The following is a 16804-nucleotide window of genomic DNA, read 5'->3' as shown; positions in this document are numbered from 1 at the left end:
ATTATCTGCCTTTCCTAGGGTTATCCTGATTTTTTTCCTTCCATGCTTCATTAGCCTTATCATAGCCGTCTTTTAACTTCTCCAGAGCATAAGGATCGTAACTACCGCCGGAAGCTCCTGAATTTCCACCTGACGAACTGCTACCGCCTTTGTAAGAAGTATTGTACTTACCTAGATTATTTTCTTGAAGGTATTTATCGATTGCTTTATTTTTTTGTTCAACTATATCCTGAAATAATGCGTGATGCATTTTTGAGCTAATATCCACACTTTCAACAGTGCCACCCTTAGGGTCGTTACCAAGCATATACAATACCGACATTTTTTCACCGATATCCCACATTGCTACTTTTGTCTTCCCATCAGGTGATTTTTTTCTGTCTTTATCGTCACTTTCACCAAAAATCTTTTTTAACTCATCTAGAACAGGCTGCGAGCGGCTATTATTTTCTATTTTAACTTTTACAAGACTATCATCAATGAACGAAAACTCGATAAAAGACCCATCGGGAAGGTTCTTACATACGACATTACCGAATTCTCTTATAGAAAACTCACCTTTTTTAGGCACTTCACCTATTTCCGTTTCCAACGGGTTGAAATCATATTGATCAACAACATGACTCGCACTTGTTCCAAATAAAACGTTTTTAAGGTCACATGCCAAAGCAGGCTTCGTGACAAAAACAGACAAACTTACCAGTATAAATATCTTACGCATAGCTAACCCACATGTTTCTTGAACACTTACCTTAAGCGTAACAAATAAGTATTAACACTTCCTTAACGTTGACAAAAAACAGCTACACAAATTATTCTTTAACTCTTTCAGTCACTTCAACAAACAATCATGCAAAATTAATGTTTCTTTGATGTTCTCAGGATAAACTATAGGTAGAATTTTCAATTGTGAACTTTAATTATAGAATGTTGAAGTGAAGTTCACAGAGATTGTGCCGGAAATTATAATAAATAACCCCATACACAAAAAGTATAATAAAAAACATGCCGTAAACACTTGGAATACGGCATGTCTTTTTAGATTTTATATGAATAACAGATAAAATTACTGTTGCTCAGTTTCAGTTTCAACTTCAGTTTCAGGTTCAAAACCTTCCTGACGCATGCAGTTATTAAATACACCGTCCCAGCTTTCGTAGCTTTCTTGGTTATCGGCAACATCGCTACATTTATTATATGCCAGATCGTATTTGTTATCGGAAGAAACCTCAGCGTCCTCAGCTAAAGCAGGGGCAGAAAATAAACCGCATACAAGTCCGGCAGCCAACAAAGTTTTCAAAGATTTTAAAGTCATTTTTTTCTCATAAATTATGTTACGGTAAAAGCAACATTACTAGTCTTGGAAAGAAAAAACTTGATGGCGGTCAAGTTTTTTCTGGCATTTTCCTACAATCATTCTATTTTAATATGTTAATATGAGGTAGGGGTACGTTATAAAAAATCTAATTAACTTTGAAAACTATAATGGACGTTCACTAGAAAGCATTGCGTATTTTGTATTACACTGCTTTCTTTTTTCGTGCATCGGCGTGTTGACAAAATATGCGATGCAATCAGGCTTGAGCATAGTTCAGATATTGCTTTTTCAAACAGGTACGGCATGCGTTGCCCTGTTTTTATTCAACAGAAAAAAATTAATGCCCTTTCCTAAGAAAAAATCAATTCTAGCTCATATTACACGTGCATTTTTCTGGTTGGTAGCTACGGCATTGTTCTTTATGAGCCTTGATAAGATATCTTTGCCCTCGGCAACGGCTTTAAGTTTTTCAACGCCTCTATTTACTATTATTCTTGCAATAGTAATCCTGAAAGAAGTTATGCGTAAATATTATTATCCGGCGTTATCACTGGGTTTTTTTGGAATGCTTATAATTGTTCAGCCTGCAAGTGACTCTTTCCAGACTCAGTCATTCATGGTTATCGGAGCCTGTATCTTGTGGTCTATTACCGATATAATCATAAAGAGAATGGGAATTATATCCGATACGATTAAAATAACATGGTATTTCTCGTTATTCAGCTTTTTGATGCTATTGCCTTTTGTAGTATCTACTTGGATAACCCCGACATTTACCCAATTATGCATTATGCTGCTGATAGGGGTATTTTTTATATTTAATATGCTAACACTGACATATGCTTACAGCATAGGCACTCTAACGGTAATACAGCCATTTGCATTTATGAGCCTTGTTTTTACTTCCGTAATGGCATATATAGCGTTTGGAGAAATTATAAAATTCCCTACTATCGTAGGCAGTATAATAATAGTTGCCAGCACAAGTTTCATTGCCTATCAGGAGCGTAAGCGTCATAAAGAATGGCTGGCATACAGGATAGGTGAGGAAATATTATAATATTTCCAACGGATTATCACTATTGCACCTGAACCATGTAGCTATACTATATCTACTGCACTTTGTAACGGTTACCTCGTGCAAAATGCTCTCGCTTAAAAATATAACTACATTACCCCATTGCGGCATTACGGATAAAATATTCTCATTTGTGAAAACGTTTAATAAACCGCCGTCGGATTTACGCCACTTCGGGTTTAAATAAATTACCATCGATAATACACGGTTTTTTTGCCCCTTGAATCTATCAAGGTGTTTTTTATAAAAACCCCCTTCCCTATATACGGCAAAATGCGATTCTATATCAAATAAGCCTAGCATTAAACGCCTGTTTATATCTACCCTTATATCTTCGAGTGCTTCATTTAACCGGCACTGAGCAAGGGTTGAGCCTTCTATCCAGTGTATTTTGTCACGACGCACCGACTTAATAACCGTATGAGCATTACCCCGACCTATTCCGGCAGGCTGCAATTGACGGTTTTCATCTAAATCCTTTATTTCTTTGTATAAAGATTTTAAAAGGGATTCGGGAAATAAGTTTTTAATATGGGCAAAACCTGTTTGTTCAATCCGGTTGCATACATAGTCAATATTAAAGTCACTAGGCTGCGATAGTACCGCTTTGCATATCACTTTGTTCGCAATAGCTTTCATAGCGTTCCGTCGATGACTTTAAAATGAGTTGTAATAAATCCTTGTAACTATAATCCCCAAAACCTGCCATAAGGTTAAGTTTTCCGTCCCAGCACCAACCCGGATTAGGATTTACCTCAAGCAATTTTATTTTGCCGTCTTTAGCAGCCCTGAAATCAAAACGTGCGTAATCCCTACAGCCGGTTCTTTCAAATAAAGATATTGATGCGTCAATTAATTTTCTTTTATTTTCTTCGTCAAGATTTGATTCTATATAGCTTATATCATTCCAATATGGCGAGTCAGGCAGCCATTTTGATTCATAACCTAATATTTTAGGTAATTTTTTAGGCAACTTGCTGTAATCCACCTCCAATATCGGCAACACCGTATAATTACCCTGATTTCCGATAATTCCGACGCTGTACTCGTTCCCTGCCAAAAATTCCTGTATAAGTATAGGAGTGTTAGGCAGTATTTCCCGTAAGTTTTCAAGATACGCAATTAACTGTTCGGCATTCGATACAACGGCATCTTTAGTTATACCGATTGAGCTGTCACCGTAATTCGGCTTCAAGATGGCCGGAAAAATAGAAGGAATTGATGCAGCCTGATCGCTTGGGTCGTAATATGTTTCTTCAGGCACCGGAATATCAAGGCTTATAGCCATAGAGCGTATTATCGACTTGTTGTAGCATAATCCCAAAGATGCAGGTCCTGCACCGCTATACGGGATATTAAGCATTTCAAGAAGAGCCGGCACATGCAGTTCTTTAAATGCATCATTTAAATAGCCTTCATCACAGAAATTTAAAACAAAAGAATTTGTTTTATTCGGAAGGTTACGTAAAAATGTTGCGTGGTTATCGAGGAACTGGAATTTATATCCTTCAATATCGTTTAGCGTATTTTTAAGCCTGTCAACCGTTTCAAGGTCTTCCGAGTTAAATGTTCCGCCTTTTTTAACGCTATCGGCAAGTCTTGGGTCGCCCAACAATACCAATACTTCACGTTCTGATTTTTTTGTCTTAGGTCTTGACTTCTTAACAGGCGAAACAGCCGTAACAAACAGGCGGTTTGCCATCATACCTAAATCATGGTTCCTTGTAGAACTGGTTTCTATGCTGTTATGAACTTCAATATTATCGAACGATAATTTTTCCAGCAATTCCTTTATCTGCGATTCGTCATACAGACGCTCTGCATAGAACTGGTCGGCAATAACACCTTTTTCAGCGTGTACTATAACTTCACGAGAAATTATCCGCTTTTCGTCAGAGGATAAGGAGCGTTCCCTGCACACAAAATGGTCTTGGTCTATCCATTCCCATGAACGTGGTTCGAATGATTTACGCATCCAAGAGCCGTTTGTGATATCAAGTGCTATCCTGCCCTCAGATACCAATGTTTTCTTAATGGACTCCAGCACCTCGCAATCATCTTCTTCCCGTTCAAAATAACCGAACGAGTTACCCATTAAATATACAACGTCCTGACTATTATCGCCCAAACGGAATTTACGGGCATCGCCTTCTGAAAATTGTATAGGCAGATTCATATTCAAGGCACGTTTACGTGCGAGGCGTACCAGATAACGTGACCTGTCCACACCTGTTACTTTATTAAAACCACGACCGGCAAGCTCAATAGCGTGACGACCCTGACCGCAGCATAAGTCTAAAATTCGGTCTTGCGTTTTTAAGCCGAGGGTTTTAATTAACGTATCTACATCACGCTTGGTATTTTCCTGATTTTCAACGACATCTCCGTCAGTCTTTAGATAAAGGGAGTTGAAAAGGCTTTTCCACCATTCGGAAGGCAGATGACGCTCCAAGTCTGAAACCGGACCGAGTGTACGCTGGGGAAATGAAGTTTTTTGTTTTTGCATGGACATCACTAACTAATATATTAAAAGTTTTATAAAACACATAGCTTTATAAAAAACAAGTATAAAACTATATAAAAGGACAATTAGTTCCTTGACTACTATCAAGATTTTTTTAAGTTTTAGAGCATTAAAAATGAAACATATTAACCTACTGAAAACCATTCCCTTTTTTACAGGACTATCTAACGATGAGTTGGAATATTTTGTTAGTAAGCTGCAACAAAAGGAATATAAAAAAAACCGGCAGATGTTTCATTACGGAGAGCCTGCCGATAAGTTCTTTATAATCCTTGAAGGCTGGGTAAAATTATACAGGGTTAACAAAGACGGTGACGAAACGGTAATCTCTCTTGTTACTATAGGCGATGCCTTTAGTGAGGCAGCAACTTTTGAAGGGTCTGATTATCCGTATAGCACACAAGTTGTGGGCGGCGGTGCAAAAGTATTGTTATTGGAGGCTTGTGCAATACGTGAGGAAGTGAGGAAAAATCCGAATATCGCATTAAAAATGCTGGCTTCCATATCACACCACAATAACCAGTTAAGCCTTACATACGAACATATAAGCAAGCTGACCGCCTCACAGCGTGTCGGCTGTTTTTTGCTAAAGCTTTCAATGGATAGGGAGTATAAGACTAATTTGCAGCTACCGTATAATAAATATCTCGTAGCGTCCAGACTCGGTATGAAGCCTGAAACTTTCTCAAGAGCCATGAAAAGACTTAACGAAGACCTAAACATTAACTTTCAGGGACGGGAAATCACAATACCCGACATTGACCTGTTGCAGGAATATTGCGAGGTTGAATGCTTCAATGAAGATAGTTGCAGCCTTGAAAAACGCTTACTATGCACCAACAAACAATGTGATATATATCGTATATTGAAGTTGATGTAACGCTTTGGCGACATGTTGTATATTTTATTTTTTAATCAGACCTTTAATCATACTCAGACTTTTCATATAATGCATCACGTATCATACAATAGGTATTTATATCGGTTTTTTTAAATTATTTTAAGCTAATAGCCTTCTGCAATACATGCAATGCAATCCGTGCGGCATTATGAAGAATTTGTTACATTTAATATATACTTTGCAATAAAACTGTGATATAATGTTCTATTATGACAAACAATGATGTATCCGGTAAGTTTTACGATATATACGAAAAAGACGATAAACTTGTTTTTCGTATATACGGTAAAAGAAAAGAAGTTTTAACCACATTTAAACTTTTTTCAAAGTTTAAGAATCGTGGAGTAAGGTTAATATGGCTTGTTGCAGGTATTCTATCGCCTTTCTATTTATTAGTTCTATTATTAGAAGCCCTTATAGTAGCAATATTTCTTTTTTTTATGACGGTAGCTATTTTTTCGGGAGCCGATATTTATCTGGTTATTACACTGGCTTTTGTTTTTTCGTTCGTTTTTACAGCAGGCATAGGGCGATTGATAGGTGTTATAGATCCTAATGTAGCCGGTAAGAAGCAAGAAAAAAGAAAAAAAGTTGTTATTTTAGAGATCAGTAGTTAGTTATTTTGAATAATTTTTCAATATTACCCTTTAAACAAAAAAATTAAATATTTTTCTGGTTTATAAATCTTGTTATGTTAAAATTTATTCTTTGTAATAATTGAATTATTTTTATATTAAGGTTATGGCTATTTCTAAAAAATCCGGTTTTACTCTGATAGAGCTTTCTATAGTTATTGTTATTATAGGTTTGATAGTAGCAGGTATAGTAGGAGGACAAAAACTTGTAACACAGGCAAAAATACGTGCCGTAATATCGGAATTCAATAAATATGATGCTGCTTCTAGCACTTTCCATCTGGAATATAACGCTATTTTAGGTGATATGCCTAATGCTTCGGCTTATTCACTGGGAGTAAACTGCTCCGGTGCGCCTTATGACTGCAACGGAAGCGGCAATGACCGTATTCATTGGCAGGATATGAATAACGGTATAGCATATGACAATCATGAGAATTTTATTGCTTGGACACATCTAAGATTTGCCGGTCTGATAGAAGGAGCATACACCGGTAATAACAACACCGGAGGGCCAAATGCTATGTTAGCAGGACTTAATATACCTGCATCGGCTTTTAAATCGTCAAGACAGGGCGGCTGGGTATTTAATTCGGACGATAGATGGAAAAATACAATTCCGGTCAGAAATCAACTTATAATAGGCGGACATGTTCCGAATCAGCGTTCTTACGGTTCTTTGTTTACTCCTTCTCAGGCTAAAAGCATTGATAATAAGATGGATGACGGCAGACCTTATACCGGTCGGGTCATCGGTCTTGCAGGTTATGATGGCTCGGCATATGACAGCAACTGTACTGATGGTGCAGGTGGTGATAATGAGGAATATATGATATCGGAAACCATTCCAAGATGTATAGTGGCACTACATCTAACGTTAACAAAACGTAATTACTAATTATTTCCGACTGACTGAAACTTAGCTATAACCTTTCCGGTACATAAGTTATATGCTATAACCTGATCCGTTGTGGTTATTGTTAGAATGTTATTATGTGTATCAGATGAAATAACCTTACCCATTAGCGGCACATCGACTTGTTTATATGCCATACACTCTCCTTGCTTAAATATCTCATCTTGTGTGGTCGCTTTGGATTCCGCTTTTTTATCAGATGATGAATTAGATTTCATTATTACCGCAACAAATAAAGCTATAGTGCCTATAACAAGTAATATACCCATATTTATTACAACAGAACGCATTATACGCACGGCTCTATCTTCCTGAGAATTTACATCTTGTTCCGATGGTTGTGTCATAATATTCAAACCTTTTTTAGGTTTATTACAACACTATAGGAACTTGTGCAACATGTATTTTGCCGCCCGTTATACGGAAAAATCATTCGGCTTGTAACTAGCCTGAGCCTCTCCGCCATTCAGAGGTAAATATCTTTCAGGTTCCAATACCGACTTTATATCCGGATTTATTTCCGCCCATGTTTCTTTTATAGTTCTTAGGTTTTCTATAACCTTATCACAAATTTCTTCTTTATTATCCTCGCATTGAATTGCTACAAGGAGTGTATCTATGTCTTTGTAATAATCATTAAGTGCCGTTGCAACCTTTTGGTTTGCCTCATAGTCAAGACATGCCCTTAACCCCCTTATTATCTGCATTGTGCGGTCAATCAGCCTATATCTTTTGTCGTGGTCGTTTTCCTGATGTGCCTCTTTTGCTTGCTGTACAAAAGATATAGCTCCACAATATAGCAGAAATATTTGTTCTGCATGGCTTTTTGTTTCATTTGCACGGCTATATGCCGCATATGGGTTTGAATAGGTCATTATCCCCCCTCCTGTGGTTTGTTATATTTTATGAAAACTTACTTGTTTTGACTTTTAGTCTGCGTACTTCGCGGAAAATATTTATGTCATTTTTAGGCATTGCTAACCAAAATAATTTTACGTCATTACCCGAATTTTGTGTAACAAAATTATAGGGTAATCCGGTTCAAATTGCCGGAGATTCCCCTATAATTTACTTACGTAAATTCGGGGAATGACGAAACTTAAGGAGTATTAACTATATTTAGTCAGCAATGCCTTGTTATTATAACTCCTCCTAAAATGAAAGTAGCTGTAGCAGGTTTTGCAGCCTTTTGCTCTCTTGTGCCAAGACTGAAATTGATGAATTTAGTTGCAATGTATATTGAGCATATAACGTTGATTCGAGTGCGTAATCGGTATCAAGCAATGCCGAACTTGCTGCATCGAAATTTGTTATCATTATATTATTTGTGGTTATTGCCGATGTGAACGCTGTAATACTTGCCTGTGCAGTAGATAGCTCGCCCAATACCGTATTAATAGCATTGTCAATAACCTCCTGTGCTTCTGTTGCACCGGCTATAGACGATATGTCTATGTTTTGCGTTGTTCCGGCATCATCTCGGAAGATATCCGAGGTTAGAACGCTGCCAAGTGACACACCTATAGTATCGGTACTGCTAGTGCCTACCTGAAATGAAAGGGACGGATTGTTCGACACACCGAATAACGTATCAAGGTCATCTGTAAATGTTGCCTGATTTGTAGCACCGTCCAGCTCTATAGTTGTATCCGTCAGGTTGCTAAGGTCTATTCTTAGCTGTCTGCCGTCATTAGTTGCCGCACTATGGAAAACCAAAATAGTACCGGCTCCGACGGTAAGTTGTTTGGTAGTGCTGTTATAACTGCCCGCACCATCTACTATACCGCCAGTATTTGCCGTATTATCGGATATATCCGATGTATATGCCTCTCCGTTTATGGTTACGGATATGGTGTTTGTCGCTCCGTTAAATGCAAAACTGCCTATATCACCTATCCTGCCGTCATCACCGAACTGATCTCCGACAAAAGCTATGTCTTTGCGTTCATTTGTTCCGATAGCGTCAAAGCTCTCAATTCCTGCAAATGTATTATTTGAGCTTACCGACGCAACGTCAAAATCTCCGCCCGTATCATTATCTACAGCTAACACTATGTCACGGCTTTGGTTAATGCGGTTATCGGTAAGCTGCGTTGCAAAACCCTGTGCGGTATTTGTAAGGTCTGTCTCAAATGCTGTTTGCGTGCCGCCTGATATAGTAATATCAGATGCAGCTACCGTTAAAGTGAAGCCGTTATCCGTATAAACGCCAGAACCGTCCGTAGGACCGCTTGTGTTATAAAAAGTTATAACCTGATCCTGCTTTACTGTATTACCTTTTGAGTTAAAACCTCCTGTGCCGAATAATTGTACAGCCTGCGAAGTATATGTCGTTCCGTTAATATCAACTGTGAATGTCACGGCGTTATATGTTCCCGTAGTGTCTAAAGCTGCTGTAAAATCGGTAAGTTGTCCTTGAAGGTTAGCATCAACAGTGGCTGAAGTAGGGTCGTTACGTGTAGTTCCGACAGTTCCGTCGTCAGTAATATCGACAGCACCCGAAATAACATTGGTTGAACCGAACGTTACGCCCGTTATCTCACCGCCGCTATCGTTCGTTATCTGAAAGTCGATAAGGTTACCTGATGTTCCTAAGTCAGCGGAAGTTACGGTTACCGTTCCATCTAAATTATCAGTATATATAAAACTCCTTACGTCAGCATTCGTACTTGCCCTCGCATTTGCTACAAAATTGGCGGCAAGAGATTCCTTATCGGTAGCTCCGTTACCAAAACTTACAGTTCCTCCGCCAATGGTGAATACGCCGTCACCTGTTACCGTTACATCTGTGAAGGTAATAGTTCCGCTTCCTGCCGTTGCTCCTATATTTGTCGATGTTACTGCTGCAAAAGTGTTTGACGTAGCAAGCTCACCGGCTGCAACCGTACCTGAAAAAGAATATTGCGTTGTGTCAAGCAAAGTATAATTTTCAGTAGCTTGTCCTGTTGCAGTCGTTGCCGTTGCTGTTCCGCTTATAGTGCCGTTCAGAAGGTTCTTGCCGTTAAAGCTGGTATTATTTGCCAGTCGGTTAATTTCATCAATTAACGTTTGTGCTTCGGTATTTAAGTTAGCACGCTGATTTGCAGTTAAGGAAGTATCTTGTGCCTGAACAGTCAGGTTTTTGATATCCTGCAATAAGTCAAGTACTTGATCAAAACCGCCTTTAGCCGTTTCCAGCAGGCTTTTCCCCTGCCCTGCATTGATATTAGCCTGTGTTAGTGTGCTTGAGTTGTTCCTTAAAATTGTTCCGACGGATAGGTCGGCAACTCCTGCATTGGTTTTTACACCGCCTGCAAGATTTAATATAGATGAATTAAGATTTTGTGTGGTATTATTAATGCTTGCTATTACAGCACTTGCAATATAGCTTTGTATGATACTCATAATAGTTACCTGCTACACGCATTTTATCAATTACTTACAGACTACGTGTTCGATAATGACCTACTTGAGTCATATAATTTACATAATATTGTATTATTAATGTTACGACAAAATGATTAAGAAACACTTAACGCAATTAGCGTTTATAAATGCAATATCAACCACTTAATCAGCCACCGGTTATTATTTGTCGGATACTTTTTCGACCTTTAGTTGATACTGATTGAATAAGTAAAATTTGCATTACATATCTTTGATTTACATTAATATTTTAATATGTTATATTCCTGCCCTCGAAAAAATTGAGTTTATAAAAGATTACAATTGTCATGCAGGACTTAAAGTTCGCAATGAAGCAGTATCACTGCTATTAATTAGGTGGTTATTAATGAAAGTTAATCAAAATGAAAAGTTACTGTCTCTTAAAAAATCTCTGAACGCATGTAAAAAGGCTTTTTATTATTCACTATTATTTAGCTTTATCAGCAATTTAATGATGCTTGCCATTCCTATCTACTCACTTCAGGTGTTGGATAGGGTGATATCAAGTGCGTCTATAGAAACACTGGTAATGCTGACTTTGGTAGCGTTTCTTGCCTTAACATGCTTAAGTTTGATACAGGGTGTCCGCTCGTTCGTGATGATAAAATTAGGTAGCTGGCTTGATAAGAGAATGTCACCGGTTTTATTTGCTCACGGTATCGCTAATTCCGCCTATAAACGCACGATATCTTCAGGTCAGCATTTACAGGATATGGCGAGCATAAAGAATTTCATCACGGGACAGGCAATGAGTTCTCTGCTTGATGCTCCGTGGTCAATGATATTCATAATATTCTTATTTTTTATTCACCCTGCAATCGGGATTGTATCGGTAATAGGCGGTGTGTTTTTATTCATAATAGCCATAATGAATGAGTTTTCCACTAAATCGGCAATCGAGTCGGCAGGAGAGCATAGTATAAAAAGTGCAAGCTATGCAGATACGGCAGCCAGAAACGCTGAAGCTATCGAAGCAATGGGAATGTTAGATAATGTAACGAAGATATGGCAGGAATCTAATACCAAGTCCATGATATTACAGGAGCATGCAGGTCGTAAAAGTGCTATATATTCAAGTATAACAAGGTTTTTCAGGCTTGCCGTACAGGTCGGGGTGACCGGTGTCGGTGCTTATTATGTTTTGCAAGCTCAGATGAGCGTAGGTGCTATGATAGCCGCCGGAATACTTGTAGGGCGCGCCTTAGCTCCGTTTGAAACCGCCATCGGTTCGTGGAAAGGTTTTATTTCGGCAAGAAAGTCATTGAAAAGACTAACTCAATCGCTGGAGCATTCTCCGGTAAGGACTTCGTCAATCGAACTTCCCGAGCCAAAAGGACATATTTCTTTTGAAAATGTGTATTTCGCACCTATAGGAACTAAAAAACCTACAATATCGGCTGTTAATTTTAAATTAAATGCAGGTGATGTATTGGCGGTTATAGGACCAAGTGCGGCAGGAAAATCAACAATAGCAAAACTCCTGACCGGCGTTTGGCAGCCTGCGTCGGGTAATGTTCGCCTTGACGGAGCAGATGTATATAACTGGAGAAGGGATAATTTCGGTAAATATGTAGGTTATTTACCACAGGACGTGGAGCTTTTTGTAGGTACTATAAAAGACAATATATCCCGTATGAACCCTGATGCCACCGACGAAGATGTGATTGAAGCTGCGAAGCTTGCTAACGTACACGAACTTATATTACGTCTGCCGGAAGATTACCAGACTAATATAGGTCTTGACGGCACAACGTTATCAGCAGGACAAAGACAGCGTATAGGTTTGGCGAGGGCTTATTTCGGCCACCCGAAGCTTGTTGTATTGGACGAGCCTAATTCCAGCCTTGATAATGAAGGTGACATAGCTCTTATGAAGGCAATACAAAACGGCAAAAATAGAAGCATCACTACGGTTATAATATCGCACAGACCTGCAATATTACAAGTAGCAGATAAGGTATTGTTGATGTCGGAAGGTAAAATTGCGGATTTCGGGGACAGGGATACCGTAATAAATAATATGAGAGAAAAGGGAGTATTGCCTAAGCTAAAGGCTGTACAAAGTTAAATAGCAAAAAGAAAATAGTATGAAACAGAAAATAGCAGACAAATTCAATTTTCATAAAAAGCCGATAAAAGAAAAAAAGCCGGCTAATAAGAATGATTCGCCGTTTCCATATCTTGCAGCATCAACTCAACTTGATAACGCAGAGGAAATAAAAGAAGTTACCGAATCTATCGCCCCTATATCTAAATGGGGAATGATAATTACGGCTTTTGTTCTGGGATTCTTCATATTATGGGCGGGACTGGCTCCTCTTGAGAGTGCATCTATCGCTACAGGTTCTATAGTGCTTCATGAAAACCGTAAGACCATACAGCATTTAGAAGGCGGTATTATCAGTGAAATACTAGTCAAAGAAGGTGATATAGTCAACAAAGGTCAACCGCTAATGACACTTAACGCAACTTCGGCAACCGCACAACAACAATTATTGCTTGGTCAACTCAGAAATGCACTTGCTACCGAAGCAAGGCTTGTAGCCGAAAGAGATGACTTAACGGAAGTTAATTTTAACCCTATATATGAAGCAGGTCTTTCAAATGACAAGAGCGAAGAAGTGATAGCCAGCCAGAAAAGGCTTTTTGAGACCAGACGTGCTACTATTATAGGTCAGGTGGATATATTGCAAGAGCGTATCATGCAGTATAATGACCAAATAGAAGGCTTATCGGCTCAGATAAACGAAGTAAAGACACAAAGTGCTTTTATAGGTGAAGAAGTAAAAACGGTAAGTCACTTACTGGACAAGGGACTTGAACAAAAACCAAGATTGCTGGCATTAAAACGTAGGCAATCCGAGCTTAAAGGTCAAGCTGCCCAATTCATTTCAGAAATAGCCACAATCCAAGGCAGCATCTCAGAGGTACAGTTGCAGATGATAAATGTGCAGAACGAATATCTAAAGGAAGTGATGACCGAGCTAAAAGATGTACAACAAGAGGTTTCAGACCTACGTGAGAAACTACTGGCATCAGGTGATGTATTGGAACGCACAATTATAGTAGCACCTCAGTCCGGCAAGATAACAGGTATGCAGTTCCATACGCTTGGAGGGGTTATTGCTCCGGGGGCTCAGATAATGGATATAGTTCCGCAAAATGATAAGTTGATAGTTGAAGCCAGAGTAAAACCTGAAGATATTGATATAGTAAGGGAAGGACTTGAAGCTAAAGTTATGCTTAGTGCATATAAAAGCCGTTTTGTCCCCCGCTTGAATGGAGAGGTGATATATTTATCCGCAGATAGATTTACCGATGAACAGACCGGACAGCATTATTTCCTCGCCAGAATTGAAATAAATGAGGAAGAAATAGACAACCTAGCGGCTGATGTCGAGCTATATCCGGGTATGCCTGCCGAATCATTTATCAAAACAGGCGAATCTACATTCCTAAATTACCTTGCAAGCCCTATAATAGACTCGTTCAGAAGGTCATTTAAAGAGCGGTAGTATTATTTTAAGCTACGTTTAAAATACCGCCGCTGACCGGCTCTTTAACTCCCGTCGTGCTAGGCAAAGTTAGCGGCATATTCTTTAAACTGCGAACTGCAAGGTAGGCAAAAGCCTGAGCTTCTATCATGTCACCGTCTAAACCCAACTCTTCGATTTTGTGAACGGCAACTTCCGTTGTTGCTCTAAGACCGTTCATGATGAAATCATTATGTCTTCCGCCACCGCAGACATACCATGACTTTACTTTCTGTGGAAAATGACTCTCTGCCATTATAATTGAAGAAATTGTGAAAGCTGAAAGTGTTGCCGCTCCATCTTCAAGTGATAGCCCGTCAATTAGGTTATTGTTAAAATCGTTCCTGTCCAGTGACTTGGGCGGAACTTTATCAAAGTAATGGTGGCAGATAAGCTCTGCAAGAATCTCTTCATCTATATCACCGTTTGATGCGTATTGACCGTTTTTATCACATGAACCTGCATTATTTTTCAGTATCCAGTCATCAATAAGGGCGTTTCCCGGCCCGGTATCAAAGGCTATTATATTATTTTCATCAATGTAGGTAATATTTGCAACGCCGCCGATATTTACTATAGCAACCGGTAACGAAATATCGGAGTCTTGTACCAATGCTTTATGAAACAAGGGTACTAAAGGTGCACCCTGACCACCGTTTTTTACATCATTTGAGCGCAGGTCATTCACTACGTTAATGCCCGTCAGTTGTGCAAGTAACTTGCCGTCACCTATCTGTACCGTTATACCGTTATCAGGATCATGCTTTATGGTTTGACCGTGAAAGCCTATTATACCGATATCCGAAGGGGATAAACCGGCTTTGTCCAATAGAAGTTTAACGGCTTTTGCATGTTGCCGTGTTAACTCTTTTTCAACCTTGGGAATGTCAGCCGTTTCGTTAATCGCACTACGTATAAGCTCTTTAGTAGCGTTATCATATGCCGCTGCAACAGACTCACCGAAATTATATATGCTTTCTCCGTCCGTAGTTATTATAGCCGCATCAATACCGTCCATTGAAGTGCCGCTCATAAGACCGATAGATATATATTTTTCAGTTGTCATTGATTAATTCCTGTAATAATTAAATTAGCACAAGAAATCTATCACTAAAAATTAAACATGTAAAATACGGTATTGAGGTATAAGACTAACTTATATTTTTTTCTTCACCCATCCAGTCCCTGTAGCTGACTGCCGGAGAAAAATAATTCCCCTGAAGGTAATCAACGCCCATTTCTATAAGTATATCGGCAGTTTCTTTACTTTCCACGAATTCCGCAACAGATGTTAAATTGAAGTTCTTGCTAAACTCCATAAGGGTTTTTACAAAGAATTTACTCTGAGGGTTGCTTGCTATGTCTTTAACAAAGGAACCGTCTATCTTGATTATGTCGACCGGTAGGCTTTTTAGCTGCGAAAACGAGGTATAACCTGTTCCAAAGTCATCAAGTGCTATTTGGCATCCGAAACTTTGCAGCACCGATATAACGTTAGCCACTATATGCATACTACTTGCTTCTGCCGTTTCAGTAATTTCAACTATCAATCTTGAAGCAATATCTTTTGTTAACATTTTTTGTGCATTGGCAAGCCAGCTAGCACTATTCATCGTTACGTTTGAAAGGTTTACCGATAATTTCAGGTTAGGATATTTTTCCAGTTCATTTACAACAAGATCAAAGACCATCATATCTATTTCATCAATAAAGCCCATTCTCTCGGCAATCGGTATGAACGGCCCTGCCGACGATATCGAGTTATCCTCGTTCACTATACGCAGCAGGCTTTCATAATAATCTATGTCACCGGTCTTACTGTTAATTATAGGCTGGAATGCAAGTCTTAGTTTATTATTTAAAAAAGCGTCCTGAATATAATTGGCAAGCAACATCTGGTTTTTTGCTTCTACATGATGGTTTTTATAATTTTCATACGCACAATAGTGTGAGTACATTTTTTTTGCATCGCTTAATGCGACATAAGCTTTATCTATCGCGTCTAATGCGTCTTGAGTATTTCCCGGAAAATCGACACTTCCTATGGTCGTTATGATGTGTATAGGCTCAAGGGAGTCAAAGCTGCCGAAATGTTGTATCATTTTATGCATTTCGTTGGATTTTTCGTTAATAACATCCGGAGGAGAATCGCTTAAAATAACACTGAACTTATTTCTATCACTTCTTATTACACAACCTGACTCGCCTACAAAACTCTCGATTTTTTTACTTATACCTTTGATTAAACCCTCCGTGTAGTCCCCCCCGTGTGAACTTATTATCATTGCAAGGTTATCAATAGATATGTAAATAAGCCCGCCCATGCGGTTATTTTTTAACGAACTTTTTATTTTTTTCTCTAAAACAGGCGTTACATCGCCATAACATCTTAAAGAATCACTACTCTTTTTCTTTGACATTATCAAAATATTTACGGTTAACTACCAAATGCAATGTTACAAATTAATTATTA

15 protein-coding genes are annotated in these 16804 nt (G+C 38.7%); 6 read left to right on the top strand and 9 right to left on the bottom strand.

Annotated elements, in window-relative coordinates:
* Position 1: 1 nt before the first annotated feature.
* Positions 2-721, bottom strand: a complete 720-nt coding sequence (locus O2942_11295) for a hypothetical protein (GenBank protein MDA0782833.1) — start codon at positions 719-721, stop codon at positions 2-4.
* 345 nt (positions 722-1066) lie between these two features.
* Positions 1067-1315 carry a hypothetical protein gene (locus O2942_11290; protein ID MDA0782832.1) on the bottom strand — a complete coding sequence of 83 codons (249 nt, stop codon included), beginning with the start codon at positions 1313-1315 and terminating at the stop codon, positions 1067-1069.
* A gap of 190 nt (positions 1316-1505) precedes the next feature.
* On the opposite strand from O2942_11290, the gene O2942_11285 reads away from it, so the two are divergent.
* Positions 1506-2378, top strand: a complete 873-nt coding sequence (locus tag O2942_11285) for a DMT family transporter (GenBank protein ID MDA0782831.1) — start codon at positions 1506-1508, stop codon at positions 2376-2378.
* On the opposite strand, the gene O2942_11280 is transcribed toward O2942_11285, so the two are convergent.
* Together O2942_11280 and O2942_11275 are read right to left on the bottom strand one after the other, a co-directional pair.
* Positions 2373-3035, bottom strand: a complete 663-nt coding sequence (locus O2942_11280; protein ID MDA0782830.1) for a 2OG-Fe(II) oxygenase — start codon at positions 3033-3035, stop codon at positions 2373-2375. The genes O2942_11285 and O2942_11280 overlap by 6 nt on opposite strands.
* The gene (locus O2942_11275) at positions 2983-4902 is read right to left on the bottom strand and encodes a methyltransferase domain-containing protein (GenBank protein ID MDA0782829.1); all 1920 of its coding nucleotides are present in this window, start codon (positions 4900-4902) and stop codon (positions 2983-2985) included. The genes O2942_11280 and O2942_11275 overlap by 53 nt, the downstream gene beginning before the upstream one ends.
* Positions 4903-5035: 133 nt before the next feature.
* On the opposite strand from O2942_11275, the gene O2942_11270 reads away from it, so the two are divergent.
* The 3 genes from O2942_11270 to O2942_11260 all read left to right on the top strand — a co-directional run bounded on the left by O2942_11270 (position 5036) and on the right by O2942_11260 (position 7354).
* Positions 5036-5800: a Crp/Fnr family transcriptional regulator gene (locus O2942_11270; protein ID MDA0782828.1), complete on the top strand. Its 765-nt coding sequence runs from the start codon at positions 5036-5038 to the stop codon at positions 5798-5800.
* A gap of 230 nt (positions 5801-6030) precedes the next feature.
* On the top strand, positions 6031-6438 hold the full coding sequence (locus O2942_11265; protein MDA0782827.1) for a hypothetical protein: 408 nt from the start codon (positions 6031-6033) through the stop codon (positions 6436-6438).
* A gap of 124 nt (positions 6439-6562) precedes the next feature.
* On the top strand, positions 6563-7354 hold the full coding sequence (locus O2942_11260) for a prepilin-type N-terminal cleavage/methylation domain-containing protein (protein MDA0782826.1): 792 nt from the start codon (positions 6563-6565) through the stop codon (positions 7352-7354).
* Here the strand turns inward: O2942_11260 and O2942_11255 are convergent.
* The 3 genes from O2942_11255 to O2942_11245 form a co-directional block, all read right to left on the bottom strand.
* The gene (locus O2942_11255; protein MDA0782825.1) at positions 7351-7719 is read right to left on the bottom strand and encodes a hypothetical protein; all 369 of its coding nucleotides are present in this window, start codon (positions 7717-7719) and stop codon (positions 7351-7353) included. The genes O2942_11260 and O2942_11255 overlap by 4 nt on opposite strands.
* A gap of 69 nt (positions 7720-7788) precedes the next feature.
* Positions 7789-8247, bottom strand: a complete 459-nt coding sequence (gene fliS / locus O2942_11250; protein ID MDA0782824.1) for a flagellar export chaperone FliS — start codon at positions 8245-8247, stop codon at positions 7789-7791.
* 277 nt (positions 8248-8524) lie between these two features.
* Positions 8525-10756: a flagellin gene (locus O2942_11245; protein ID MDA0782823.1), complete on the bottom strand. Its 2232-nt coding sequence runs from the start codon at positions 10754-10756 to the stop codon at positions 8525-8527.
* A gap of 388 nt (positions 10757-11144) precedes the next feature.
* On the opposite strand from O2942_11245, the gene O2942_11240 reads away from it, so the two are divergent.
* Both O2942_11240 and O2942_11235 read left to right on the top strand, forming a co-directional pair.
* Positions 11145-12866: a type I secretion system permease/ATPase gene (locus O2942_11240; GenBank protein MDA0782822.1), complete on the top strand. Its 1722-nt coding sequence runs from the start codon at positions 11145-11147 to the stop codon at positions 12864-12866.
* 19 nt (positions 12867-12885) lie between these two features.
* Positions 12886-14313: an HlyD family type I secretion periplasmic adaptor subunit gene (locus O2942_11235; GenBank protein ID MDA0782821.1), complete on the top strand. Its 1428-nt coding sequence runs from the start codon at positions 12886-12888 to the stop codon at positions 14311-14313.
* Between the two features lie 7 nt (positions 14314-14320).
* Here the strand turns inward: O2942_11235 and O2942_11230 are convergent, their stop codons facing one another.
* Positions 14321-15397, bottom strand: coding sequence for an anhydro-N-acetylmuramic acid kinase (locus O2942_11230; GenBank protein ID MDA0782820.1), 1077 nt, complete (start codon positions 15395-15397; stop codon positions 14321-14323).
* A gap of 85 nt (positions 15398-15482) precedes the next feature.
* The gene (locus tag O2942_11225) at positions 15483-16751 is read right to left on the bottom strand and encodes a GGDEF domain-containing phosphodiesterase (protein MDA0782819.1); all 1269 of its coding nucleotides are present in this window, start codon (positions 16749-16751) and stop codon (positions 15483-15485) included.
* Between the last annotated feature and the right edge of the window lie 53 nt (positions 16752-16804).

It is taken from the genome of Pseudomonadota bacterium, from assembly GCA_027620075.1.
In the GTDB taxonomy this organism is placed as follows: Bacteria; Pseudomonadota; Alphaproteobacteria; order Rickettsiales; family UBA6187; genus 1-14-0-20-39-49.
This window is presented reverse-complemented; position numbering and strand designations above follow the sequence as displayed.